Here is a 23,743-nt window from a genome sequence, read left to right on the forward strand (position 1 = left end):
GGCCGGCTCACTAGCTCGAGGCGCTCGCTGCCGACCTGGCCGCCTGGACCGAATCGGTGCGCGCCTGACCCCGGCCGTCAGGCCGAAGGATCTGCGGGGCGTGCCGGCAGCCGGACCTCGAACGTGGTCGACCCGGGTTCGCTCGTGACGTCGATCCGTCCGCCGTGCGCGTCGACGATCGCCTTCACGATCGACAGCCCGAGTCCCGTGCCGCCGGTTTGCCGAGCCCGCGACACGTCGGCGCGCGCGAACCGTTCGAACAGGGCGTCGCGGACGGCGGGATCGATGCCGGGGCCGTCGTCGTGCACGCGCAGCACGGCCTCGCCGTCTTCCACGGCGACCGAGGCGGTCACCCGCGTGCCCGGGGGCGTGTGCACACCGGCGTTCGCGAGCAGGTTCACCGCCACCTGCTGCAGTCGCGCCGCGTCGGCTGCGACGACAACGGGTTCTTCGCCGGCGTCGATGAGCCACTCGTGGTCGGGGCGCGCGGCCTGCGCATCGGCGACGGCGTCGATCGCGAGGCGGGTCAGATCGACCGCGCCATAGACGAGTTCTTTGCCCTCGTCGAGTCGTGCCAGCAGCAGCAGATCTTCGACGAGTGTCGTCATGCGCAGCGACTGCGCCTGGATGCGTTCGAGCGACTGCTCGGTGTTCTGCGCGGTTGCTTCGGCCTGCGCCTTCACGGCGCGCGCCGTGCCGGTCGCTTCGCGCTGCTGACGGATGCCGCGCAGCGACAGCTCCGAATAGCCGCGGATGGATGCCAGCGGTGTGCGCAGTTCGTGGCTGGCATCCGCGACGAACGCGCGCATCCGCTCTTCGTTGCGCTGCCTTGCCGCGAGCGAGGTGTCGACGTGGTCGAGCAGGGTGTTCAATGCGGCGCCGACACGGCCGATCTCGGTGCGTTCGTCGGCCTCTTCGGCCGGCACACGGTGCGCGATCGACACCGCGCCCTGCGCGAGCGGCTGCGAGGCGACGCGCGTCGCAGTCTCGGCGACGGCGCGCAGGGGCCGCAGGGAATGACGGATGACGAGCGAGATGACGGCGGCGAGCAGCAGCAGGCCGCCCGCGGTGAGCAGCGCCACGGTCGTGAGGATGCGTCCGATCGTCGAGGTCAGGTCGGAGGTCGGCTTGCCGGTGATGACCCACAGGCCCGAGGGGTCGCTGTCGGACTGGACCCGGTATTCACCGACGCCGTCGATCGTGACGGTGCTCATGCGCGGATCCTTCGCGCCGTCGACGACTTGGTCGACCTGATCCGATGTCAGTTCGACCACTTCGCGGTCGGCGTTGATGTAGGCGCCGGTCGTGCCGGCGAGATTGCGCCCGACCAGCAGCGTGCCCTCATCCTGTGGACTCGCCTCCAGGACTTCGGCGGCCGTGTTGTACGCCGTCCAGCGCACCCGGATGTCCTGCACCGATGCATCGAGATTCTCGCGGAGGATCGTGCCGAGAATGGCGCCGGTCGCGAGGCCCACCGCGATGAGGATGAGTGAGACGAAGCTCACGACGGTGACGATGAGGCGTGTCTGCAGGCTCCAGCGACGACGCCGTGCCACGGGTACCGCGGTCACTGTGGGGCTTTGATCATGTAGCCGACGCCGCGGACCGTGTGGATGAGCGGATCGCGGCCCGCGTCGAGCTTCTTGCGCAGGTACGAGATGTACAGTTCGACGACGCTGGAGCGGCCGCCGAAGTCGTAGTTCCAGACGCGGTCGAGGATCTGCGCCTTCGAGACGACGCGACGCTGGTTGCGCATCAAGAACCGGAGCAGCTCGAACTCCGTCGCCGTCAGTTCGATCTCCTCGCCGTCGCGCTCGACCTCGTGCGAGTCCTCGTTCAGCGTGAGGTCTCCCACCCGAAGGATCGGGTCGGCGCCGCTTGCGAGTGCGGTGCCGGCGCGACGCATGAGACCGCGCAGCCGGGCGACGACCTCTTCGAGGCTGAAGGGCTTCGTGACGTAGTCGTCACCGCCGGCGGTGAGACCGGCGACACGGTCGGCGACGGCATCCTTCGCCGTGAGGAACAGCACCGGCACCTCGTTGCCGCCCTGCCGCAGTCGCTGCAGCACCGCCATGCCGTCGAGGTCGGGCATCATGATGTCGAGCACCATGGCGTCGGGGTCGAATTCGCGCGCGGCGGTGAGGGCGTCGAAGCCCGAGCCCGCGGTGCGGACCTCCCACCCCTCCATTCGCAAGGCCATCGACAGCAGGTCGGTGAGCATCTGCTCGTCGTCGACGACGAGCACGCGCAGGGGCGACCCGTCGGGACGGTGCAGGGCGGTGGCTGTGGCGGCGGGAGCGGTCATGGTCTCCATTGTGGACACATATCTATGAGATGCCTATGGCATCGGCTATGCGTGGGCTGAGAGTCCCGCACTCTCGCGCATAGCTCACGCCCGCGCGTGCTGCTCGCCGATGAGCCCACCGGACAAGGGCGTGGTGAAGGACATCACGCGCTGATCATCCCCGTGCATGCAGCGAGGGCCGCCGGATCATCCGGCGGCCCTCGTGGTGTCTGTCATCGCAGCGTCAGTGCGTGTCCTCTGCCTCGATCTCGGAACGGTCGCCCGACCACAGGGTGTGGAAGGTGCCTTCCTTGTCGATGCGGCGGTAGGTGTGGGCGCCGAAGAAGTCGCGCTGGCCCTGGATGAGGGCCGCGGGCAGACGTTCGGCGCGCAGCCCGTCGTAGTACGACAGCGACGAGCTGAACGCGGGGGCGGGGATGCCGGCGCCCGCGGCGACCTGCACGATCTCGCGCCACGACGACTGGGCGCGCTGCAGTGCCTCGACGAAGTAGGGGGCGGTCAGCAGCACCGGCAGTTCGGGCTCGGCCGCGTAGGCGTCGGCGATGCGGTTGAGGAACTGGGCGCGGATGATGCAGCCGGCGCGCCAGATCTTGCTGACGGCGCCGAGGTCGATCGTCCAGCCGTACTGGGCGGCGCCGGCGCGGATCTCGTCGAAGCCCTGCGAGTACGCGACGATCTTCGACGCGTACAGGGCCAGGCGCACCTGCTCGATGAACGCGTCGGCGTCAGCGACCGTGAACTCGCCCTCGGGGCCGGGCAGGTCGCCCGAGACGGCACGCTGCTCGCGGTGGCTCGACAGCGACCGTGCGAAGGTCGCCTCGGCGATGCCCGAGACCGGCACGCCGAGATCCAGCGCGGTCTGCACGGTCCACGCACCGGTGCCCTTGGCGCCGGCGGAGTCGAGGATGATGTCGACCAGCGGCTGCCCGGTGGCGGCGTCGGTCTGACGCAGCACCTCGGCGGTGATCTCGATGAGGTAGCTCTCCAGCTCGCCGGTGTTCCACTCGGCGAAGATGTCGGCGATCTCCGCCGGGGTCTTGCCGGTGCCGCGGCGGATGAGGTCGTACGCCTCGGCGATGAGCTGCATGTCGGCGTACTCGATGCCGTTGTGCACCATCTTCACGAAGTGCCCGGCACCGTCGTGGCCCACGTGCGTGACGCACGGCTCGCCCTCGGCGACGGCCGCGATCGAGCGCAGGATCGGACCGAGCGTGACCCACGCCTCGTCCGGGCCGCCGGGCATCAGCGACGGGCCGAGGAGTGCGCCCTCTTCACCGCCCGAGACGCCCATGCCGACGAAGTTGAAGCCGCGTTCGCGCACGGTCTGCTCACGGCGGATCGTGTCGGTGAACAGCGCGTTGCCGCCGTCGATGATGATGTCGCCGGGCTCGAACACGTTCATGAGCTCATCGATGACGGCATCCGTCGGACGGCCGGCCTTGACCATGATGATCGCGGTGCGCGGCTGCTGCAGCGACGCGGCGAACTCCTGGTACGAGAAGGCCGGGACGAACTCCGCCTCGGGGTGCTCGGCCACCAGGTGCTCGGTCTTCTCCGCGCTGCGGTTGAACACCGCCACCGTGTTGCCCTCGCGGGATGCCAGGTTGCGGGCGAGGTTCGACCCCATCACCGCAAGCCCGACCACGCCGATGTTCGCTGCGTTCTCGGTCACTCGTACTCCTGTCTCCGGTCGCTTTCCAGCCTAGATGCTGGCATGTGCGTGTTACACCGCGGGGGCGTGACGCTCACCGCGGCGCGGCAGGCCGTGTGAGCAGAAGCCACGTGACAGCATGACCCCATGCGGATCGTCGTGATGGGCCCGAGCGGATCGGGCAAGTCGCTCGTCGGAGCCGCGCTCGCGGCGCGGCTGGGGGCACGTTTCACCGACGGCGACGACCTGCACCCGAAGGCGAACATCGCCAAGATGCGGGCCGGTGTGCCGCTCGAAGACGCGGACCGCGAGCCGTGGCTGGATGCCGTCGCACACACGCTCGTGCGCACGGCGCCCTCGGTGGTGGCGTGTTCGGCGTTGCGCAGGTCGTATCGCGACCGCATCCGTCAGACCTGCGTCGACGCGTGGTTCGTCGAACTGGTCGTGCCCGCGACCGATCTGCACGAGCGGATGTCGCGACGCGACCACTTCATGCCGCCGGCGCTCCTGGCATCGCAGCTCGAGCTGCTCGAACCGCTCGCCACGGACGAAGCGGGGATGCGCATCGACGGCACCGGAGCCCTCGAAGGGCTCGTCGCGCGTGTCGCAGCGGTGCGCAGCGTGCGGACGAATCAGTCCTTGTAGCTGCCCGAACGGCCGAGCGACCACAGCGCTCCGAACGCGCCGATCGTGGCGCACACCGACATGACGCCGATGAGCCAGCCGAGCGCGTGCGACATCCAGCCGTAGTCCATGGGGTTCTCCTCCTCGATCGGGCGTGTTCATCGTATCGGGGTCGCTGGTAGACTGAGGACGAACTTCGGCGAGGGATGCATCTGCATCCGTGATCGACGCGGTGAAGCAGGCACTTGCGGCTTTCCTCACGCGCACGCGTTCGAGTCGAACCACAGACCCCGTATCTGGGCTGCAACAGCCCGCAAGGAGAAACAGACATGTCGACTGAGACCGACACCAAGGTCGTCGCCGAACTGCGCGAGCAGTTCGGCAAGGGCTTCGCCCGCCGCCTGCGCGCCGCAGGTCAGATCCCCGCCGTCATCTACGGCCACGGCACCTCGCCCGTGCACGTCGCGCTGCCCGGCCACCAGGTCAGCCTGCTGGTGCGCCGCGCGAACGCCTTGCTCGAGCTCGTCATCGACGGCAAGCAGCAGCTCACGCTGGTCAAGGACGTCCAGAAGGACCCCGTGCACCAGATCATCGAGCACATCGACCTCCTCGTCGTGAAGAAGGGCGAGAAGATCCAGGTCGACGTGCCCGTCTCCGTCACCGGTGAGCCCTTCTCCGGCACGATCGCCACCCTCGAGCACACCTCGGTCACGCTCGAGGTCGAGGCCACCCACATCCCCGAGCACGTCGTCGTCGACGTCGAGGGCCTCGAGGAGGGCGCGCACATCACCGCCGCCGACCTCACCCTGCCCAAGGGCGCCGCGCTCGTCGCCGACCCCGAGACCCTCATCGTCGCCGTCACGCTGCCGCCGGCACCGGTCGAAGAGGATGAGGCGACCGAGGAGACCGAGGGCGACGCGTCCGAGGCAGCCGAGGCCGAGGCCGAGGCCGCCGAGTAATCGCGGACACGCACACACGCACGACGCCCGTCGCCGCCGCACCAGGTGGCGGCGGGCGTCGTCTTCGAGAGGATGCCGATGGTCGACACCTGGATCGTCGTCGGGCTGGGCAACCCCGGCCAGCGCTATGAGGCGACGAGGCACAACGTCGGTCAGATGGTCGTCGACGAACTCGCCTCCCGCCGCGGCGAAACGCTGCGAGCCCACAAGAGCAACGCCCGCGCGGCCGAGTCATGGCTGCGCCCCGGCGCGGCGAAGATGGTGCTCGCCAAGCCGAACAGCTTCATGAACGTGTCGGGCGGCCCCGTCTCGGCGCTGGCCAAGTTCTACGGGGTGCCCGCGGAACGCATCGTCGTCGTGCACGACGAACTCGACATCCCCTTCGACACCCTCAAGCTCAAGACCGGCGGCGGCCACGGCGGTCACAACGGCGTGCGCGACGTCGCCAAAGCGTTGGGCACCCCGGACTTTCCTCGGGTGCGCGTCGGGATCGGCAGGCCTCCCGGCCGCCAGGACCCCGCCGACTGGGTGCTCGACCCCTTCTCGAGCGCCGAGCGCGCAACGCTCACGCACCTCATCGCCGATGCCGCCGACGCCGTCGAGCAGCTCATCGACGAGGGGCTCACCTCAGCGCAACAGCGCTACCACGCGCCGCGCGACTGAGCCGGATCAACCGGCGCTGGCGACGCCGAGGATCGCGGCGACCGCGCCGATGAACAGGACGGGGCCCAGCGCGGCGATCACGATCGCCACCACCCCGAACGCGCGCCCGCGGCGCCGGGCCACGGCGACCCACCCCAGCACGAACCCGGCCACGCCGAGTGCCGTGCCGATCCAGAACGCCAGCTCACCCGCCAGCACGTCACCCGCAACGGGACTGAACAGGCGTGGGTCGAACGTGCCTGAGGCGGCCAGATCTGGCCCGACCGTCGCGGCGACGCGAAGCGCGACCACCACACCGATGATCCCTGCGCCGATCGTCGCGAGCGCCGCGAGCACCAGCGCGATCACGCCGAGCGTCGCCGGGCCGGCGGGCTCGGGAACACGGGCGTAGACCGGTGGCAGCGCGGGCGCGGCCGCGGTCGGATACGTGTACGGCGCGGCGGGGGCGGTGAACCCCGGCGCGGGCCCGCTCGGCGGCGGAGGCTGGGTCATGCGCCCATCTTAAGAGGCGCCGCACGGTCGGTCGGGCCGGGTGTCGGGGCTGCCGCGTAGACTTCTGCGGTGACAGTTCCCGGGATCGTGCGCGCCCTCGCGCAGGAAGACGCGCTGCATCCGGCGATGGCGGCATCCCGCACCGATGCGGAATTCTCGCTCGTCGAGGGGCTCGATGCACCGCTCATCGCCGCACTGCTCGAGCGACGTCGCGCAGCCGGCGAGACCGCCACGATGCTCGCCGTCGCGCCCACAGGACGCCGTGCCGAAGCACTGGGAACCGCGCTCGAGGCCCTGCTGCCGGGCGTCGACGTCGTGCATTTTCCGGCGTGGGAGACCTTGCCCCACGAACGGTTGAGTCCGAGCACGGAGACCGTCGGCCGCCGCCTCGAAGTGCTGCGACGGCTCGCAGACACCGGTCGCCCCGTCGTCGTCACCGCGTCGGTGCGCGCAGCGCTGCAACCGCTCGCCGCAGGCCTCGTCTCGGCAGGCGTCGTCGAACTGCGCGTGGGCGCGCGAGGCCTCGAACTCGAGGAGACCGTCAAGCGGCTCGTCGAACTCGCGTACCACCGCGTCGACATGGTCGCGCGGCGCGGGGAGTTCGCTGTGCGCGGCGGGATCCTCGACGTGTTCCCGCCGACATCGGCCCACCCGTTCCGCGTCGAGTTCTTCGGCGACGAGGTCGATCAGATCCGCGCCTTCTCCGTGGCCGACCAACGCTCCCTGCCAGGCGACGTGCAGTTCGTCGAGCTGCCGCCCAGCCGCGAACTGCTGCTGACCGAGGACGTCCGGCTGCGCGCACTCGCGCTGCAGGACCGATTCCCGGGCCTTCGCGGCATGCTCGAGAAGATGTCCGAAGGCATCCCCGTCGAGGGCATGGAGTCGCTCCTGCCGGCACTCGTCGACAGCGTCGTACCCCTGCTGGACTACCTGCCCGATGGCGCGCCGGTGGCGCTTCTCGATCCGGAGCGCGCCGTGACGCGCGCCCTCACGCTCGGCGAAACGAACCGTGAGTTCCTCGACGCCGCGTGGAGCGCCGCCACTGCCGGCGCCGACACGCCCGTCGACCTCGGTGCGGGCGACTTCTTGACGCTGCCCGACCTGCGTCAGGCCGCGGCCGATCGCGGGGGGCGCTGGTGGTCCTTCAGCGCGTTCGACTCCGGCGCGGCCGACGCCGTCGCCGAAGGGCTCAGCGACGAGGACGGCACGCTCCGCGTTCCCGGCACCCCGGTGCCGTCGTTCCAGGGCAGCGTGGACGGCGCCGTCGGGCACGTGCAGGCGCTGCTGGCCGACGGCTGGCGCGTCGTCGTCACCGCGACCGGCTCGGGTCTCGTCGACCGCGCACACGATGTCCTGTCGGAGCGAGGCGTCGCTTCGCGCGTCGTCGACGGCCTTGAGGCCGCTCCAGAACCGGGCGTCGCCCACCTGGCTGTCGCGCGCCTCGAACGCGGATTCCAGATTCCGCAGGCCCGGCTCGCCGTGCTCACCGAATCGGAGTTCTACGGGCGCACGATCGGCGGCGACACACGCGTCGTGAAGAAGCTCGCGTCGCGCCGACGCAACGTCGTCGACCCGCTGCAGCTGAATCCCGGCGACCCTGTCGTGCACGCCACGCACGGCATCGGCAAGTTCGTCGAACTCGTGCAGCGCGAGGTGTCCTCGGGTGGACGCAATGCGGTCAAGACCACGCGCGAGTACCTCGTGCTCGAATATGCGCCGTCCAAGCGAGGGTACCCGGGCGACAAGCTGTTCGTGCCCACCGATCAGCTCGACCAGCTCTCGCGCTACGTCGGTGGCGAAGCCCCGGTGCTGTCGAAGATGGGCGGCAGCGACTGGGCGGCGGCCAAGGGCAAGGCGCGCAAGGCCGTGCGCGACATCGCCGTCGAACTCGTCAAGCTGTACTCGGCGCGCATGTCGTCGAAGGGGCATGCTTTCGGCCCCGATACACCGTGGCAGCGCGAGCTCGAAGAAGCGTTCCCGTTCGCCGAGACTGCCGATCAGCTCCAGACGATCGACGAGATCAAAGCAGACATGGAGCGGCCGATTCCGATGGACAGGCTCCTGTCGGGCGATGTCGGCTTCGGCAAGACCGAGGTCGCCGTGCGCGCCGCGTTCAAGGCCATTCAGGAAGGCAAACAGGTCGCGATGCTCGTGCCCACGACCCTCCTGGTCAAACAGCACCTCGAGACCTTCACGGAGCGTTACGCGGGATTCCCGGTCAAAGTGCGCCCGCTCTCGCGCTTCCAGACCGACAAGGAGGCGCGCGACACCCTCACGGGGCTGCTCGACGGCAGCGTCGACATGGTCATCGGCACCCACCGCATCCTCACCGAGAAGGTGGTCTTCAAAGACCTCGGCCTCATGATCATCGACGAGGAGCAGCGCTTCGGCGTCGAACACAAGGATGCGCTGAAGAAGCTCAAGACCAACGTCGACATCCTCGCGATGAGTGCGACACCCATTCCCCGCACGCTCGAGATGGCCGTCACCGGCATCCGCGAGATGTCGACGCTCCAGACCCCGCCCGAGGACCGGCATCCCATTCTCAGCTACGTCGGACCGCGCAACGACAAGCAGGTCGCCGCGGCCATCCGTCGTGAGCTGCTGCGTGAAGGGCAGGTCTTCTACGTCCACAATCGCGTGCAGTCGATTCAGCGCGTCGCATCGCAGCTCGCCGAACTCGTGCCCGAGGCGCGGGTCGTCGTCGCGCACGGCCAGATGGGGGAGCACCAGCTCGAACAGGTCGTCGACGACTTCTGGGAGCGCAAGGCCGACGTCCTCGTCTCGACGACGATCATCGAGACCGGCCTCGACATCTCCAACGCGAACACGATCATCATCGATCGCGCCGACAAGTACGGGCTCAGCCAACTCCACCAGCTGCGCGGCCGCGTCGGGCGTGGCCGCGAGCGCGCCTACGCCTACTTCCTCTACGACGACATGAAACCCCTCAGTGAGACGGCAGCCGACCGACTCGAGACCATCGCGGTCAACAACGACCTCGGCAGCGGCATGCAGGTCGCGCTGAAAGACCTCGAGATCCGCGGCGCCGGCAACCTGCTGGGCGCCGAGCAGGCCGGTCACATCGCCGGCGTCGGCTTCGACCTGTACCTGCGCATGATCGGGGAGGCCGTCGCGACCTTCCGCGGCGAAGAGACCGAGGGCCCGGCCGAGCTGCGCCTCGAACTTCCCGTCGAGGCGCGCGTGCCCGAGTCGTACATCGACAGCGAACGACTGCGCCTCGAGGCGTACCAGAAGCTGTCGGCCGCCGCGGCGATCAGCGCGAAAGACGATGCGATCGACCTCGTCATCGAAGAGCTGCGCGACCGATACGGTGAACCGCCGGCATCCGTCGAGGGTCTCTTCTCGGTCGCTCGCCTTCGTCGTCGAGTCGCCCAGTCGCAGCTCACCGATGTCGTCGCGATGGGACCGAACCTCCGGATCGCGCCCGCGCGACTGCCCGATTCCATGCGCGTCCGCCTGCAGCGCCTGCACCCGAAGGCCAAGGTGCTCTCGGGTGGGGAGGCGATGATCGTGCCGTTGCCGACGGCAGACGGCGCGCCGCTCGCAGACGCCGACCTCATCGCCTGGGTGAGGCAACTGCTCGATCAGATGTTCCCGCTGCCGGTCGCCGATCCCGAGCCCGCGGCCTGAACCGCAGCCGCTATTGTGGCGCCATGCGCTACGAGCACCTCGGGGCGCGGCCCCGCATCCACCCCGACGCCGTGATCGCACCGACGGCTGTCATCTCGGGCGACGTGACGGTCGGCGCCGGCAGCCAGGTGTTGCACGGCGTCGTGATCACGGCCGAGGGCGGCCCCGTGACCCTCGGCGAGAACGTCATCGTCATGGAGAACGCACTCGTGCGCGCCAGCGCCGTGCATCCCGTGCACATCGGGTCGCACGTGCTCGTCGGGCCGATGGCATCGGTGGCGGGCGCGACGATCGCCGACGAAGTGTTCCTGGCGACCGGCACACGCATCTTCAACGGTGCACGCATCGGGCGGCGCAGCGAGGTGCGCATCAACGCGGTCGTGCACCTGCGCACGGTGCTGCCGGAGGGCTCGGTCGTGCCGATCGGCTGGGTCGCCGTCGGTGACCCGGCGCGGATGCTCTCACCCGACCGGCACGACGAGATCTGGGAACTGCAGCAGGAACTCGACTTTCCGGGGTTCGTCTTCGGTCTCGACCGCGACACCCCCGACCTGATGGTTCAGCTCACCGAGCGCTACGCTGCCGCGCTCTCGCGCCACGCGCTCGACCGCCCCGCCGACTGACCCGAACTCGGTGACTCACCCGGTGTTCTGCAGACCCGCCGACACGCCGCTGACCGACAGCAGCAGCAGCCGCTGCCAGTGCGGGGGCGCCTGCTCGGATTCGTCGGAGCGCAGCGCGCGCAGGGCACGCAACTGCAGCAGCGAGAGCGCGTCGACGTAGGGGCTGCGCATCTTGACCGCGCGTTGCAGCACGGGCTTGTTGGCGAGCAGTCCGTCGCCGCCGACGATGCGGGTCACCCAGTCGCGGGTCAGCAGCATCTCGTCCATCACGAGGTCGGCGAGGTCGTCGCGATCACCGAGCGCCAGGTAGCGGCGGGCGATGCGGGGGTCGGCCTTCGCGAGCGACATGCCGACGTTGTCGATCATGGTGCGAAGCAGTGGCCATTCCTCGTACGCCCGCCGCAGCAGCGCCTCGTCGCCGACGGCCTCAAGTGCCGTGCCGAGCCCGAACCAGCCGGCAAGGTTGATGCGCGCCTGCGACCACGCGAACACCCACGGAATCGCCCGGAGGTCTTCGAGGGACTCGACCGACAGTCCGCGGCGGGCCGGGCGGGAACCGAGCGCGAGCAGGCCGATCTCCTCCATGGGGGTCACCGTCGCGAACCACTGCGCGAACCCGTCCGCCTTCACGAGCGAGAAGAAGCGCTCGCGGGATGCGCTGTCCATCGCGGATGCGACCTCGGCGTAGCGCTGCGCAGCTTGACGGTTGCGCTTCTCGTTCGAGGGCGCCGATGCGAGCAGGGTCGCCGCGGCGACCTGGTCGATGTGGCGCATCGCGATGGCGGGGTCGCCGTAGCGCGCGAAGATCACCTCGCCCTGCTCGGTGAGCTTGAAGCGGCCGTCGACGGAGTGCGGCGGCTGCGCGAGGATCGCGGAGTTCGCCGGGCCGCCGCCGCGACCGAGCGCTCCGCCGCGGCCGTGGAAGAGGGTGAGTTCGATGCCCTGTTCCTGCGCCCACGCCGAGATCTTCGCCTGCGCGTCGTACAGGGCGAGGTTCGCGGCGACGGGGCCGACGTCCTTCGACGAGTCGGAGTAGCCGAGCATCACTTCGAGTCGGTTGGCGGTCTCGGCCAGTCGCTGCGCGAACGCTTCGTGCTGCACGACCTCGGCCATGATCTGCGGTGCCGCCTGGAGGTCGGCGAACGTCTCGAACAGCGGGATGACGTCGAGCACGGGCAGGGTGCCCTCTGCGCCGACGGCATGACGCGCGAGGCGGTACACCGTGACGAGGTCCTCGGCCGATTGCGTGAACGAGACGATGTAGCGACCGGCGGCGCGCGGGCCGTAGCGCTTCTGGATCTGCGCGATCGCCCGGAAGACGTCGAGCACCTCGCGGGCCTGGTCGCTGAGCGCGCCGCCTGCCTCGCACTCGGCGAGCACCTTCGCGTGCACGGCGGAGTGCTGCCGCACTTCGAGTTCGGCGAGGTGGAAGCCGTAGGTCTCCACCTGCCAGAGCAGCTGCTGCAGATGCCCGTACGCCTGTCGGGGCGCCCCCGCGGCGACGAGCGACGCCTGCACGGTGCGCAGGTCGGTGAGCAGGTGCTCGGGGTTGCGATACGCGAGGTCTGCGTCACGGTCGCGGGTTGCTGCGATGCGCCGGGCGATGAGCATCATGACGCGCTTGTGCGGCTCGCCGGGCGCTCGGGTGACGATGTCGCTCGCGGCATCCTCGTCGGCGGCCGCCAGGCGGTCCCACAGCAGCACGAGGGCGTCCGACGGTGGCGTCGTGTCGGCGGCGAGGGTGAGGCCTCGCGCGATACGCGAGGCGCTGCGCTCGAGTCCGATGAGGATATGCTCCGACGCGATCGCGGCGGCCTTCTTGGTGACCGACGCCGTGACGAAGGGGTTGCCGTCGCGGTCGCCGCCGACCCAGGTACCCAGGCGCACGAAGGGGCGGACGACGGGGGAGCGGCTGCCGGCGCCGGGCCCCTGAAGGGCGTCGTCGACACGGCGGTACACGTGCGGGATCGCCGTGTAGAGCGTTTCGTCGAAGACGGCCATGATCGAGCGCACCTCGTCGACGGGCGTCGGCTTCTCTGCGCGCAGCGGGGCAGTGCGCCACAGCGTGTCGATCTCTTCGAGCATGCGGCGCTCGGCGCGGCGCTGGTCGGCGCCGCCGTCGATCGCCGAGTCGTGCTCGCCCAGCAGCGTCTCCAGGCGCCGGATGCTGGTCGAGACCGCACGCCGGCGCGCTTCGGTCGGGTGCGCCGTGAAGACCGGGTGGAAGCGCATGTTCTGCAGTCGACGCAGTGCGGTGTCGTCGCCGACTTCGGCGGCGAGCCGTACGAAGGCCGCGGCGACCGAGTCGGTCACCTGCTCCCGGTCGGGCCGTCCGTCGCGTTCGCGCAGGACGCGGACGCGCTGACTCTCTTCGGCGAGGTTCGCGAGGTGGAAGTAGGCGGTGAAGGCGCGGGCGACCTCGTCGGCGCGGTCGACCGAGAACGAATCGGCGATCGCGGCGGCATGCTCGAACGCCTCGGGGGACTCGTCGGTGTACGCGGCGATCGTGGCCTGCCGGAGTCGCTCGACGTCTTCGTACAGTCCCGCCGATCCGCTCTCGCGCAGCACGCGGCCCAGGAGTGAGCCGAGCAGGCGGACGTCGGCGCGCATCTGCTCGGGCAGCTCCTGCTCGGCGTCGGCACGGCCGACCAGATCGAGGGCTTCGGTCGGGGTGGGTTCACGCATCCCTCCACGCTAGTGCGCCCGTGTTTCCCGCCGATCACGCGTTACGCTGGATGCTGGTGCGCCGGGAAGTCTGGTCGGCATTCCTGCTCATCGACCCTGGAAAGGCTCCTATGCGCCTGCTGCGCTCTGCACGTTTCCCCGCGATCATCCTCCTCGCCGCCGCGGCGCTGGGATTGATCCTCGCCAACTCTCCGATCGCCGACGGGGTGCAGGCCGTCAAACACGCGTACGTCGGCATCCCCGGCCTGCTGCAGATGGATGTCGGCCACTGGATCGCCGACGGACTGCTCGCGGTCTTCTTCTTCGTCGTGGCCGTCGAGTTGCAGTTCGAGTTGACCAGCGGTCAGCTCAATTCCGCCAAGAAGGCCCTCCGTCCTGCGATCGCCGCTGCCGGCGGCGTGCTCGTGCCCATCGCTGCCTACCTCGCCTTCGCACACGGCACCGATGCCGCGTCGGGCTGGCCGATCCCGACGGCGACCGACATCGCGTTCGCGCTGGGAGTGCTCGCCGTGTTCGGCAAGGGGCTGCCGTCGGCTTTGCGCGTGTTCCTGCTGGCGCTCGCGATCCTCGACGACATCGTCGGCATCGTGCTCATCGCGGTGCTGTTCACGAGCGACGTGAACTTCTTGTACCTGGGGCTCGCGGTCGTCGGCGTCGTCATCTTCCGCATCCTGAGCGGCCAGCTCGACACACGCGGCCGCGTCCCGGCCGGCATCGCGCTGGTGCTCGTCGGTATCCTCACCTGGTACTTCGTGTACCAGTCGGGCGTGCACGCGACCATTGCGGGCGTCGCCCTCGGACTCGTCATGATCCAGCAGCCGGCGCTGCAAGCGCGTCACCATCTCGAGCCGTGGGTCAATGCGATCGTGCTGCCGCTGTTCGCGTTCGCCTCGGCATCCGTCGCGATCCCCGCGGTGCGCGCGAGCGAACTGTCGCCCGCGTTCTGGGGCGTGCTCGTCGCGCTCCCCATCGGCAAGATCGTCGGCATCACCGCCGCAGGGTGGATCTCGCAGCGCGTCGGCCGCCACGAGGGCGATCCGCCGCCACTTGCCGTCGGCGATCTGCTCGCGGCCGGCGCGCTCGGCGGAATCGGGTTCACCGTCTCGCTGCTGCTCTCCGAGCTCGCATTCGCGGGCGAGGCGGAGATCCGTGATCAGGCGACGCTCGGTGTGCTCGCAGGCTCGATGGTCTCGCTGATTCTGTCGGGCGTGCTGGTGTCGTGGCGCGCGATGCACCACCGCCGGATCGCCGTCGCGCAGGAGCAGCCGGCGTGACCGATCCGCTGCGGCAGGCCGCCGAGACGATGCGCGCGGTGCGCGACCGGTGCGTGTGGTCGCAGCAGATCACGCATGAAGATCTCGTGCCCTACCTGCAGGAGGAGGCGGCCGAGCTGATCGACGCCGTCGAAGCCGGCACGCGTGACGATCTGCGCGAAGAGCTCGGCGACCTCCTGTGGCAGGTGCTCTTCCACGCCGAGATCGCCTCGCGCGACGAGGCCGCGCCGTTCACCATCGACGACGTCGCAGACGGCCTCGTCGAGAAGATGGTGCGGCGTCATCCGCACGTCTTCGCGGATGCCGTGGCGACGACACCCGAAGAGGTACTCGTGCACTGGAACGCGGCGAAGGCGGCCGAGAAGCGCACCCGCACGAGCGTGCTCGACGGGGTCTCGCATCACATGCCTTCGCTCGCCCTCGCGCAGAAGCTGCTGGGCAAGGCGACCGCTGTCGGGGTCGGCGCCACGCCCACGCAGCCGGTCGGCAGCGAGGCGGAGTTGGGCGAGGCGCTGCTGGCACTCGTGGCGACGGCGCGCGCGAACGGCTGGGACGCCGAACGCGCATTGCGGCAGCGACTTCGTGGCCTCGAGGGAGACGTGCGCACGGCAGAAGCGGGGGAGCGGCCCGCCGACCTGGAACAATAGTCCGGTGCCCACCGTGAACCCGCCGCGCGGCATGCGCGACTTCCTCCCCGCCGACAAGGCCCGCCGCGAGCGCGTGCTCGCCGTCATCCGCGAGCGCTACCGCGCCCACGGCTTCGACGAGATCGAGACCCCGGTCATGGAGGACCACGCCCGACTGCACGCGGGTATCGGCGGCGACAACGAGAAGCTCGCCTTCAACATCCTCAAGCGAGGGCTGGATGCCGACGCCGTGCGCGCCGGCGCCGACGACCAGGCTGCGCTCAGCGACCTGGGTCTTCGCTACGACCTGACGGTGCCGCTGGCGCGCTTCTACGCGACCAACCGCGGCCAGCTGCCGACGGTGTTCCGGTCGATCCAGATCGCACCGGTCTGGCGGGCAGAGCGCCCGCAGAAGGGGCGCTATCGCCAGTTCATGCAGTGCGACATCGACATCATCGGTGACGCGTCCGGTCGCGCGGAGGCCGAGCTCATCGTCGCGAGCCTCGACACGCTCGACGCGCTCGGGCTCGAAGGCGGCAGCATCCGTATCAACGACCGCCGCCTGCTCGATGGGATGCTCGACGTGTTCGGGTTCTCGCCCGACGAGCGCCCAGGTGTGCTGATCACGATCGACAAGCTCGACAAGATCGGTCCCGACGGCGTGACCGCTGAGCTGCGCGAGCGCGGCGCGACGGATGCCGCCGTCGACGCCTTCGATGCGTTCCTGACCCGTCCGCAGCTGCTCATCGCGCGCCCGTTCGGTGCGGAGCAGATCCGCGCCGCCCTGCCTGATGGGATCGCCGACGAGGCCGTCGACGCCCTCATCGCCATTGGAGACGCGGTGGCGGGAGCCCGGGGCGGCGATGTTCCGCTCGTGTTCGATCCGTTTCTCGTGCGCGGCATGGGGTACTACACCGGCACGATCTTCGAACTCGCCCACCCGAGTGTCGACTCCTCGCTCGGCGGCGGTGGTCGCTACGACGGCATGATCGGTCGGTTCCTCGGCCAGGACGTTCCGGCCGTCGGCTTCTCGATCGGTTTCGAGCGCATCGTCGACCTCGTCGCGGCGGGCGACGAGCAGGGGAGCGCGGCGATCGTGCTCGTCCATGATCGTGACGTTCCGGTCGCCGAACTGGTCGCGCTGAAGAGCGCCTTGGTGGCCGAGGGAGCGCGGGTGCGGCTCGAGCAGCGCACGAAGAACCTGAAGGGGCTGCTGGAGCGGGCGGCCCAGGACGGCTACACCGCGTTCGCGACCGTCCGTGCCGGCGCTGCACGCGCTGACCTCGAGGTCAAGCCGCTGGACTGACGCTGCCGCCCCGGGTCGTCTCGACCGGGCACAGCAGGACTGGTAGCGTGCGTCCACGCGCCGTCGCGTCGTCTGGGCGGCCGGAAGGAGCGACGTGAGTCAGACCAATGCGGCCCCGCCGCAGGCACGTGAGCAGTGGACCGGGCAGGTCGGGTTCATCCTGTCGGCCATCGGGTCGGCAGTCGGCCTCGGCAACATCTGGCGCTTCCCGGGGGTGGCGTACGAGAACGGCGGCGGGGCGTTCCTGATCCCGTATCTCGTCGCGCTGCTGACCGCCGGTATTCCGATCCTGTTCCTCGACTATGCGATCGGTCACCGCTTCCGCGGATCCGCACCCACGGCGTTCCGCCGACTCGGGGGCCCTCGTGGCCGCTGGCTCGAATCGCTGGGGTGGTTCCAGGTCGCGATCGCGTTTGTCATCGGGCTGTACTACACCGCCGTCATCGCCTGGGCGCTGAGCTTCTTCGTGTTCTCGTTCGACCTGCGCTGGGGGGACGACCCCGAGGCGTTCTTCCTCAAGGACTACCTGCAGGTCTCCGACCCCGGCCTGAGCATGACGTTCGTGCCGAGCGTGCTCATTCCGCTCGCACTCGTGTGGATCGCGACGATCATCGTGCTCGCGCTCGGCGTCGCCAAGGGGCTGCAGCGCGTCAACGTGATCGCCCTGCCGGTGCTGCTGATCGCCTTCGTCGCGCTCGTGGTCCGTGCCCTGTTCCTCGACGGTGCGGCGGATGGCCTGAACGCCTTGTTCACGCCCGACTTCTCGGCACTCGCTGATCCGAACGTGTGGATCGCGGCGTACAGCCAGATCTTCTTCTCGCTGTCGATCGCGTTCGGCATCATGGTCACCTACGCGTCGTACCGCAAGCGCCGTTCGAACCTCACCACGCCGGGCCTGGTCGTCGCGTTCTCGAACTCGTCGTTCGAGATCCTCGCCGGCATCGGCGTGTTCGCGACGCTCGGGTTCTTCGCGTTCGAGCAGGGCGTGGAGGTGTCAGAGCTGGACGGCATCGCAGGCCCCATCCTCTCGTTCGTCACCTTCCCGGCGATCGTGTCCGAAATGCCGGGCGGCACGATCTTCGGCGTGCTGTTCTTCGGCGCGCTCGCCCTCGCCGGCTTCACATCGCTCGTCTCGGTGCTGCAGGTGGTCTCCGCCGCCGTGCAGGAGAAGTTCGGGCTGACGCCCCGCTCGGCGGCTCTCATCATCGGCGGCGGCTCGGCCGTGCTGTCGATTCTCGGCTTCTCGACCACGACGGGGCTCATCACCCTCGACACCGTCGACCAGTGGGCCAACAACATCGGCATCGTCGCATCGGCGATCCTCGTCACGATCCTCGTCATCTGGGTGTTCCGGCGGGGAGAGGAACTGCGTTCGCACCTCAACCGGCTCTCGACCTTCCGCGTCGGTCGCGTGTGGGTGCTGCTGCTGGCCGTCGTTGCACCGATCGTGCTGGGCTACATGCTCATCCAGCGGATCATCACACTCGTCGTCGACGGCTACGAGGGCTACCCCGCCGACTATTTGCTGTATTTCGGCTGGGGCACCGTGGTGTTCCTCGTGATCGCGGCGGCCGTCATGACGTTCCTGCCGTGGCGCCGGAAGCCCGATGACTTCACGCCTTGGCCGGCGTTCGAGAAGGAGGTCCGTCGATGACCCCGATCGCCATCACCTTCCTGGTGCTCGCCCTCGTGATCGTGTGGGGCGGGCTGCTGGTGAGCGCACTCATGCTCGCCCGTCGCCCCGAGCTGACCGACTACCCGCCGGGCGGCACCGACGACCACCGTGAGGATGCCGGCGTGATCCAGCACGACACGTGAGCGCCCTCACGGAACCGGGCCTGATGGAGCCGGTGAACGCTCAGGCGGCTTTCGCTGCCGTGACCCGCTGCTTCTCGCGCACATAGACCTCGCGTCGAACGCGCGCGACGACGTCGCCGTCGCTGTCGGTGATGTCGGTCTCGAACCACTCGAGCACCTTCGCGCCGCCGTGGGCGCGTTCGCGCAGGTCGGCGACCTTCGCAGGGGACACCTCGAAGCGCGCCGTCAGCACGCCGCGGCCGGGCTTGACGAACTCGATCTCACCCTTCGTGTCCCACACGACGTAGTCGCGGCCGAGCTGATGCATGACCAGCATGAAGAAGTACGGGTCGGTCATCGCCGACATCGATCCGCCGAACGCCGTCTTCACGTAGTTGCGGGTGAGCAGGTTCACGTGAAGCTCGACGACCGCCTCGGTCCAGTCCTCCGAGAAGCGGCGCACGCGAATGCCCGCGCAGAGGTTCGGGATCCAGAGGCTCATACCGATGGCGAGACGACGGGGCGTGATGCGCATGCCGCAAGTGTGCGGGTGTCCACTGTCTCTCGAGCCATCGCTTGTGTGACAACCACAATGCGAATGCCGACGTGATGCCGTCGCGTTGGGAGCTTGACGCGTCCGAGGCGGGGCGGGTTGGCTGGTGCCATGACCGAACCGACACCCACGCCTGCGGGCTGGCAGGCCGTCGACCGCTACTTCGCCGACACGCTCGTCGGGCACGACCCCGACCTCGAAGCGGCCGTCGCCGCCCAGCACGAGGCGGGGATGCCGGCAATCGAAGTCGCGCCGGTGAACGCGAAGTTCCTGCACCTCCTGGCGCGGATCGCAGGGGCACGGCGCGTGCTCGAGATCGGGACGCTCGGTGGGTACTCCACGATCTGGCTGGCGCGGGCCGTGTCAGAGGGCGGCGAGGTCGTCACGATCGAGGCCGAGCCCGACAATGCGGCCGTGGCGCGGCGCAGCCTCGAGCGCGCGGGCGTCGCACACAGGGTGCGCATCGAGATCGGTCGCGCCGCCGACGTGTTGCCGCGGCTTTCGGGGGAGGCGCCGTTCGACCTCGTCTTCATCGACGCCGACAAGGAATCGAACACGATCTACCTCGACTGGGCGGCCAGGCTCGGGCGGCCCGGCACCGTCATCGTCGTCGACAACGTGGCACGTTCTGGCAAGGTCGCCGACGCGCACACGACCGACTCGCAGATCGTCGGCGTGCGCGCGGGCCTCGAGATGCTCGGCACCGATCCGCGCTTCGATGCGACCGCGCTGCAGACCCTCGACGCGAAGGGGTGGGACGGCGTCGCTGTGGCCATCGTGCGCTGAAGCGACACGGGACTGCGGCGGGCCGCGCTGATCACTAGACTCGGGTGCGGACCGACGACGCTCCGAGATTCATCCTCCACAAGCAAGGAGTCCCCTGTGGCATTGATCGAGGCTGTAGGCGCCCGCGAAATCCTGGATTCGCGCGGCAACCCGACCGTCGAGGTGGAGGTGCTGCTCGACGACGGCATCGTCCAGCGCGCGGCCGTCCCCTCCGGCGCCTCCACCGGCGCATTCGAAGCGTACGAGCTGCGCGACGGCGACAAGAGCCGCTACGGCGGCAAGGGCGTGCTCAAGGCGGTCGCGGCTGTCATCGACGAGCTCGGCCCGGCGATCGAGGGCGTGGATGCCAGCGAGCAGCGCGTCGTCGACGAGATCCTCATCGGTGTCGACGGCACCGAGAACAAGGGCCGCTGCGGCGCCAACGCGATCCTGGGCGTCTCGCTCGCCGTTGCGAAGGCCGCTGCTGACAGCTCGGACCTGCCGCTGTTCCGCTACCTGGGCGGCCCGAACGCGCACGTGCTGCCCGTTCCGCTGTTCAACGTCATCAACGGTGGCGAGCACGCCGACAACGGCATCGACATGCAGGAGTTCTTCCTCGCGCCCATCGGCGCGTCGAGCTTCTCCGAGTCGCTGCGCTGGGGCACCGAGGTCTACCACGTCCTCAAGGGCGAGCTGAAGGCTGCGGGCTACGCCACGGGCCTCGGCGACGAGGGTGGCTTCGCCCCCGACCTCCCCAGCAACCGTGAGGGCCTCGAGTTCCTCGTCAAGGCGATCGAGAAGGCCGGCTTCAAGCCGGGCTCCGAGATCGCCCTGGGTCTGGACGTCGCGGCGACGGAGTTCTTCAACGACGGCGTATACCGCCTCGACAACAAGGACTGGAACGCCGACGAGCTGACCGACTACTACATCGACCTCGTCGACAGCTTCCCGATCGTCACGATCGAAGACGCCCTCGCCGAGGACGACTGGGACAACTGGACCGCGCTCACCGAGAAGCTCGGCAGCAAGGTCCAGCTCGTGGGCGACGACCTGTTCGTCACCAACCCGCAGCGTCTGGCCGACGGCATCGCCCGCGGTGCCGCCAACTCGCTCCTGGTCAAGGTGAACCAGATCGGCACGCTCTCCGAGACGCTCGACGCGATCTCGGTCGCGCACCGCGCCGGGTACACCACGATGCTCTCGCACCGTTCGGGTGAGACCGAAGACACGACGATCGCCGATCTGTCGGTCGCGGTCAACGCGGGTCAGATCAAGAGCGGCGCGCCCGCACGCAGCGAGCGCGTCGCGAAATACAATCAGCTTCTGCGCATCGAAGAAGAGCTGGGTGACGCGGCGGAGTTCATCGGCCGCGCAGCCTTCCCGCGCTTCAAGGGCTGACAGACCGCACCAGACAGAAGGGGGAGCCGTGACACGACGACCGGCTCCCCCTTCTGCTGTCCGCAGCGGTTCCGGCGCGCCGTCGAACGAGCGACGCCGCGTCGACGTGCGCGACTGGGTCGGCGGCATCCGCTTCTCGGCGTTCACGGCCATCATGCTCGGACTCGTCGTCCTCGCGGCCTTCGTGCTCGTGCCGACGATCGGCACCTACCTCGACCAGCGGCAGCAGATCGCGGCACTCGAAGAGGCCGTGCAGGTGACCGAACAGCAGGTCGCCGACCTCGAGGCCGAGCGCGAACGCTGGTCGGACCCGGCCTACATCACGGCGCAAGCGCGTGAGCGGCTCTACTACGTCACTCCGGGCGAGGTCGTGTACCTCATCGACAACGACCTGCCGGCGGCCGAGCGCCCGCAGGAGCAGGATGCCGTCAGCGACGAAGTCGCCGAGACGCGCACCGACTGGATGTCTCAGCTCGTTCGATCCGTCACCGGCGCCGGCCTGGCGCAGACGGCGACCACGGCCCCCTGAGCATCCTCGCGGCCTCGGCCGCTACCCTAGTGCGAGTGAGTGCCACTCTGACGCCTGCCACCGACCGTGACCTCGACGTCATGCGCGGTCAGCTCGGACGCCCCATGCGCGGCGTGGTCGGCGTCGCAGCCCGCTGCGTGTGCGGCAACCCCACCGTGGTGGCGACAGAGCCCCGGCTCCCGGACGGTACGCCCTTCCCGACGTTCTACTACCTGACGCACCCTGGGGCGACGGCCGCGATGAGCGCGCTCGAGGCGACGCACGTCATGCGAGAGCTCGCGCAACTGCTCGCCGACGACGAAGACATCGCGGCGGGATACGCGCACGCGCACCGCGCCTACCTCGCCGACCGTGCGTCGTACGGCGAGGTAGAGGAGATCGACGGCATTTCCGCCGGCGGCATGCCGACCCGCGTGAAGTGCCTCCACGCCCTCGCGGCGCACAGCCTCGCCGCAGGCCCGGGCGTGAACCCCATCGGCGATCGTGCGCTCGAACTCGGCGATTGGTCGCCCGAGCGCTGCGTGTGCACCGATCCCGGAGGCGGGTCGTGATCCGACGGGTCCTGCCCGCCGCCGTCGCCGCGGCGCTTGCGGTGACATTGTTGACCGCGGGAGCGGCCGCACCCGAGCCGACGCCGGACCCCATCCGGGCCGCCGAATACTGGCTCGAGGACTACGGCGTCACCGAAGCCTGGAAGACGACGCGCGGCGCTGGCACGACGATCGCGATCATCGACACCGGCATCGCACGCGATCCGGAGGAGTTCGCGGGCGCCGTCGCAGGGGGCGCCGACTTCTCCGGCGTCGGGGCGTCCGATGGCCGCTCGCCGGTCGGCGCGGTCGACGCCAACCACGGCAGCTGGGTCGCATCCCTCGCGGCCGCCCGCGGTACGGGTGAGGACACCGGCATGATCGGCGTCGCCCCCGCCGCGAAGCTGCTGTCGCTGTCGGTCGGATTCGGGGCGACCTCCTCGGTGCCCTTCGTCGATCAGGTCGCCGAAGCGATGCACTGGGCCGTCGACCACGGTGCCGACGTCATCAACCTGTCCTTCACGACGAACACGCTCGACTGGGACCGCAGCTGGGACGACGCGTTCCTCTACGCCTACGAGCACGACGTCGTCGTGGTCGTCGCAGCGGGCAACCGGGGCAGCGGCACCGACCGCGTTGGCGCCCCGGCGACGATTCCGGGCGTGCTGACCGTCGGTGGTGTCGACAAGACCGGTAAGGCCAGCGTCGAGGCATCGACGCAGGGCATCACGATCGGCATCTCGGCGCCCAGCGAGCAATTGCGCGGTGTCTCGGCGGACGGTCGGGTCGTCAGCTGGAACGGCACGAGTGGCGCAGCGCCGATCGTGGCCGGCATCGCCGCGCTCGTGCGGTCGGCCTATCCCGACCTGGATGCCGCGAACGTCATCAACCGCATCATCCGCACGGCGACCGCGGTGCCGAACGGCAGCCGAGCCCTCTACGGGTACGGTCTCATCGACGCCGAAGCTGCGGTGTCGGCCGATGTCGCGGCCGTCACGACCAATCCCATGGGTGACCTCAAGGAATGGGTGCGCGTCAACCGACGCGCCGAAGCGGGACCGCAGGCGACCCCGACGGTGACACCGGTGACCGTCGAGGCGCTGCCGCCCGCCGAGGGGCCGACCGAGCGCTCCTCCTCATTGCTTCCGTCGGCCGAGACGCTGCGCTACGGCACCGTCCCGCTCGTCGGTGCGACGCTGACGGCTATACTGGTGGCGCTCGGCGTCACCGCTGCTGCCCGGCGAGTCAGATCGGCGCGCAATTCCGCGCGCGCCGAGCCGTTGAACCAAGGAGCACCACCCCAGTGACC

Annotated in this window: 22 protein-coding genes; 15 read left to right on the forward strand and 7 right to left on the reverse strand. The window is 69.5% G+C overall.

What is annotated here, in order from left to right:
• Positions 1 to 77: 77 nt before the first annotated feature.
• The 3 genes from AC3ENX_RS02320 to gndA all read right to left on the reverse strand — a co-directional run bounded on the left by AC3ENX_RS02320 (position 78) and on the right by gndA (position 3,977).
• Positions 78 to 1,556 (reverse strand): sensor histidine kinase, encoded by a 1,479-nt coding sequence (locus AC3ENX_RS02320; RefSeq protein ID WP_434810223.1) that lies wholly within the window; start codon positions 1,554 to 1,556, stop codon positions 78 to 80.
• An 11-nt stretch (positions 1,557 to 1,567) separates the two neighbouring features.
• Positions 1,568 to 2,305 (reverse strand): response regulator transcription factor, encoded by a 738-nt coding sequence (locus tag AC3ENX_RS02325; RefSeq protein WP_434810224.1) that lies wholly within the window; start codon positions 2,303 to 2,305, stop codon positions 1,568 to 1,570.
• A 223-nt stretch (positions 2,306 to 2,528) separates the two neighbouring features.
• Complete coding sequence (gene gndA / locus AC3ENX_RS02330) at positions 2,529 to 3,977, reverse strand: NADP-dependent phosphogluconate dehydrogenase (protein WP_434810225.1); 1,449 nt, start codon at positions 3,975 to 3,977, stop codon at positions 2,529 to 2,531.
• A gap of 126 nt (positions 3,978 to 4,103) precedes the next feature.
• Between gndA and AC3ENX_RS02335 the strand changes: the two genes are divergently transcribed.
• Complete coding sequence (locus AC3ENX_RS02335) at positions 4,104 to 4,601, forward strand: gluconokinase (RefSeq protein ID WP_434810226.1); 498 nt, start codon at positions 4,104 to 4,106, stop codon at positions 4,599 to 4,601.
• On the opposite strand, the gene AC3ENX_RS02340 is transcribed toward AC3ENX_RS02335, so the two are convergent.
• On the reverse strand, positions 4,589 to 4,711 hold the full coding sequence (locus tag AC3ENX_RS02340) for a hypothetical protein (RefSeq protein WP_434810227.1): 123 nt from the start codon (positions 4,709 to 4,711) through the stop codon (positions 4,589 to 4,591). The genes AC3ENX_RS02335 and AC3ENX_RS02340 overlap by 13 nt on opposite strands.
• A gap of 198 nt (positions 4,712 to 4,909) precedes the next feature.
• On the opposite strand from AC3ENX_RS02340, the gene AC3ENX_RS02345 reads away from it, so the two are divergent.
• Together AC3ENX_RS02345 and pth are read left to right on the forward strand one after the other, a co-directional pair.
• On the forward strand, positions 4,910 to 5,539 hold the full coding sequence (locus AC3ENX_RS02345; protein WP_434810228.1) for a 50S ribosomal protein L25/general stress protein Ctc: 630 nt from the start codon (positions 4,910 to 4,912) through the stop codon (positions 5,537 to 5,539).
• A gap of 78 nt (positions 5,540 to 5,617) precedes the next feature.
• Positions 5,618 to 6,202, forward strand: coding sequence for an aminoacyl-tRNA hydrolase (pth, locus tag AC3ENX_RS02350; RefSeq protein ID WP_434810229.1), 585 nt, complete (start codon positions 5,618 to 5,620; stop codon positions 6,200 to 6,202).
• A gap of 6 nt (positions 6,203 to 6,208) precedes the next feature.
• Here pth and AC3ENX_RS02355 read toward each other — a convergent pair whose 3' ends face one another.
• Positions 6,209 to 6,694, reverse strand: a complete 486-nt coding sequence (locus tag AC3ENX_RS02355; RefSeq protein WP_434810230.1) for a hypothetical protein — start codon at positions 6,692 to 6,694, stop codon at positions 6,209 to 6,211.
• 126 nt (positions 6,695 to 6,820) lie between these two features.
• Between AC3ENX_RS02355 and mfd the strand changes: the two genes are divergently transcribed.
• Both mfd and AC3ENX_RS02365 read left to right on the forward strand, forming a co-directional pair.
• Positions 6,821 to 10,348 (forward strand): transcription-repair coupling factor, encoded by a 3,528-nt coding sequence (gene mfd, locus AC3ENX_RS02360; protein ID WP_434810379.1) that lies wholly within the window; start codon positions 6,821 to 6,823, stop codon positions 10,346 to 10,348.
• 23 nt (positions 10,349 to 10,371) lie between these two features.
• Positions 10,372 to 10,971, forward strand: a complete 600-nt coding sequence (locus AC3ENX_RS02365; RefSeq protein WP_434810231.1) for a gamma carbonic anhydrase family protein — start codon at positions 10,372 to 10,374, stop codon at positions 10,969 to 10,971.
• 15 nt (positions 10,972 to 10,986) lie between these two features.
• On the opposite strand, the gene AC3ENX_RS02370 is transcribed toward AC3ENX_RS02365, so the two are convergent.
• On the reverse strand, positions 10,987 to 13,656 hold the full coding sequence (locus tag AC3ENX_RS02370; RefSeq protein ID WP_434810232.1) for a phosphoenolpyruvate carboxylase: 2,670 nt from the start codon (positions 13,654 to 13,656) through the stop codon (positions 10,987 to 10,989).
• 110 nt (positions 13,657 to 13,766) lie between these two features.
• Here AC3ENX_RS02370 and nhaA point away from each other — a divergent pair, with 110 nt between their 5' ends.
• From nhaA to AC3ENX_RS02395, 5 genes are all read left to right on the forward strand, one after another.
• Positions 13,767 to 14,930, forward strand: a complete 1,164-nt coding sequence (gene nhaA, locus AC3ENX_RS02375; protein ID WP_434810380.1) for a Na+/H+ antiporter NhaA — start codon at positions 13,767 to 13,769, stop codon at positions 14,928 to 14,930.
• A gap of 29 nt (positions 14,931 to 14,959) precedes the next feature.
• Positions 14,960 to 15,577, forward strand: coding sequence for a nucleoside triphosphate pyrophosphohydrolase (locus AC3ENX_RS02380; RefSeq protein ID WP_434810381.1), 618 nt, complete (start codon positions 14,960 to 14,962; stop codon positions 15,575 to 15,577).
• A gap of 31 nt (positions 15,578 to 15,608) precedes the next feature.
• A complete protein-coding gene (hisS, locus tag AC3ENX_RS02385; protein ID WP_434810382.1) occupies positions 15,609 to 16,862 on the forward strand; it encodes a histidine--tRNA ligase in 1,254 nt (417 codons plus the stop codon).
• 94 nt (positions 16,863 to 16,956) lie between these two features.
• The gene (locus AC3ENX_RS02390; RefSeq protein ID WP_434810233.1) at positions 16,957 to 18,516 is read left to right on the forward strand and encodes a sodium-dependent transporter; all 1,560 of its coding nucleotides are present in this window, start codon (positions 16,957 to 16,959) and stop codon (positions 18,514 to 18,516) included.
• Positions 18,513 to 18,680 carry a methionine/alanine import family NSS transporter small subunit gene (locus AC3ENX_RS02395; protein ID WP_434810234.1) on the forward strand — a complete coding sequence of 56 codons (168 nt, stop codon included), beginning with the start codon at positions 18,513 to 18,515 and terminating at the stop codon, positions 18,678 to 18,680. Before AC3ENX_RS02390 ends, AC3ENX_RS02395 begins: the two co-directional genes overlap by 4 nt.
• A 40-nt stretch (positions 18,681 to 18,720) precedes the next feature.
• Here AC3ENX_RS02395 and AC3ENX_RS02400 read toward each other — a convergent pair whose 3' ends face one another.
• A complete protein-coding gene (locus tag AC3ENX_RS02400; RefSeq protein WP_434810235.1) occupies positions 18,721 to 19,194 on the reverse strand; it encodes a DUF4442 domain-containing protein in 474 nt (157 codons plus the stop codon).
• A 129-nt stretch (positions 19,195 to 19,323) separates the two neighbouring features.
• Between AC3ENX_RS02400 and AC3ENX_RS02405 the strand changes: the two genes are divergently transcribed.
• The 5 genes from AC3ENX_RS02405 (at position 19,324) to AC3ENX_RS02425 (ending at position 23,741) form a co-directional block, all read left to right on the forward strand.
• Entirely contained in the window at positions 19,324 to 19,998 is a 675-nt protein-coding gene (locus tag AC3ENX_RS02405; RefSeq protein WP_434810236.1) for an O-methyltransferase, read from the forward strand.
• Positions 19,999 to 20,094: 96 nt separating this feature from the next.
• Positions 20,095 to 21,375: a phosphopyruvate hydratase gene (gene eno, locus AC3ENX_RS02410; RefSeq protein WP_434810237.1), complete on the forward strand. Its 1,281-nt coding sequence runs from the start codon at positions 20,095 to 20,097 to the stop codon at positions 21,373 to 21,375.
• Between the two features lie 28 nt (positions 21,376 to 21,403).
• On the forward strand, positions 21,404 to 21,904 hold the full coding sequence (locus AC3ENX_RS02415) for an FtsB family cell division protein (protein WP_434810238.1): 501 nt from the start codon (positions 21,404 to 21,406) through the stop codon (positions 21,902 to 21,904).
• A gap of 80 nt (positions 21,905 to 21,984) precedes the next feature.
• A complete protein-coding gene (locus tag AC3ENX_RS02420; protein WP_434810383.1) occupies positions 21,985 to 22,455 on the forward strand; it encodes a DUF501 domain-containing protein in 471 nt (156 codons plus the stop codon).
• Positions 22,452 to 23,741 carry a S8 family peptidase gene (locus AC3ENX_RS02425; protein ID WP_434810239.1) on the forward strand — a complete coding sequence of 430 codons (1,290 nt, stop codon included), beginning with the start codon at positions 22,452 to 22,454 and terminating at the stop codon, positions 23,739 to 23,741. The genes AC3ENX_RS02420 and AC3ENX_RS02425 overlap by 4 nt, the downstream gene beginning before the upstream one ends.
• The last annotated feature ends 2 nt before the right edge of the window (positions 23,742 to 23,743 follow it).

The organism is Microbacterium sp. bgisy189, assembly GCF_057707225.1.

Excerpts from the sequence above, each read along its gene's own strand:
- AC3ENX_RS02325 (WP_434810224.1), bottom strand. The coding sequence starts at position 2,305 with ATGACCGCTCCCGCCGCCACAGCCACCGCCCTGCACCGTCCCGACGGG.
- AC3ENX_RS02335 (WP_434810226.1), top strand. The coding sequence starts at position 4,104 with ATGCGGATCGTCGTGATGGGCCCGAGCGGATCGGGCAAGTCGCTCGTC.
- AC3ENX_RS02340 (WP_434810227.1), bottom strand. The coding sequence starts at position 4,711 with ATGGACTACGGCTGGATGTCGCACGCGCTCGGCTGGCTCATCGGCGTC.
- AC3ENX_RS02345 (WP_434810228.1), top strand. The coding sequence starts at position 4,910 with ATGTCGACTGAGACCGACACCAAGGTCGTCGCCGAACTGCGCGAGCAG.
- pth (WP_434810229.1), top strand. The coding sequence starts at position 5,618 with ATGGTCGACACCTGGATCGTCGTCGGGCTGGGCAACCCCGGCCAGCGC.
- AC3ENX_RS02355 (WP_434810230.1), bottom strand. The coding sequence starts at position 6,694 with ATGACCCAGCCTCCGCCGCCGAGCGGGCCCGCGCCGGGGTTCACCGCC.
- mfd (WP_434810379.1), top strand. The coding sequence starts at position 6,821 with ATGGCGGCATCCCGCACCGATGCGGAATTCTCGCTCGTCGAGGGGCTC.
- AC3ENX_RS02365 (WP_434810231.1), top strand. The coding sequence starts at position 10,372 with ATGCGCTACGAGCACCTCGGGGCGCGGCCCCGCATCCACCCCGACGCC.
- AC3ENX_RS02370 (WP_434810232.1), bottom strand. The coding sequence starts at position 13,656 with ATGCGTGAACCCACCCCGACCGAAGCCCTCGATCTGGTCGGCCGTGCC.
- nhaA (WP_434810380.1), top strand. The coding sequence starts at position 13,767 with ATGCGCCTGCTGCGCTCTGCACGTTTCCCCGCGATCATCCTCCTCGCC.
- AC3ENX_RS02380 (WP_434810381.1), top strand. The coding sequence starts at position 14,960 with ATGCGCGCGGTGCGCGACCGGTGCGTGTGGTCGCAGCAGATCACGCAT.
- hisS (WP_434810382.1), top strand. The coding sequence starts at position 15,609 with ATGCGCGACTTCCTCCCCGCCGACAAGGCCCGCCGCGAGCGCGTGCTC.
- AC3ENX_RS02395 (WP_434810234.1), top strand. The coding sequence starts at position 18,513 with ATGACCCCGATCGCCATCACCTTCCTGGTGCTCGCCCTCGTGATCGTG.
- AC3ENX_RS02400 (WP_434810235.1), bottom strand. The coding sequence starts at position 19,194 with ATGCGCATCACGCCCCGTCGTCTCGCCATCGGTATGAGCCTCTGGATC.
- AC3ENX_RS02405 (WP_434810236.1), top strand. The coding sequence starts at position 19,324 with ATGACCGAACCGACACCCACGCCTGCGGGCTGGCAGGCCGTCGACCGC.
- AC3ENX_RS02420 (WP_434810383.1), top strand. The coding sequence starts at position 21,985 with ATGCGCGGTCAGCTCGGACGCCCCATGCGCGGCGTGGTCGGCGTCGCA.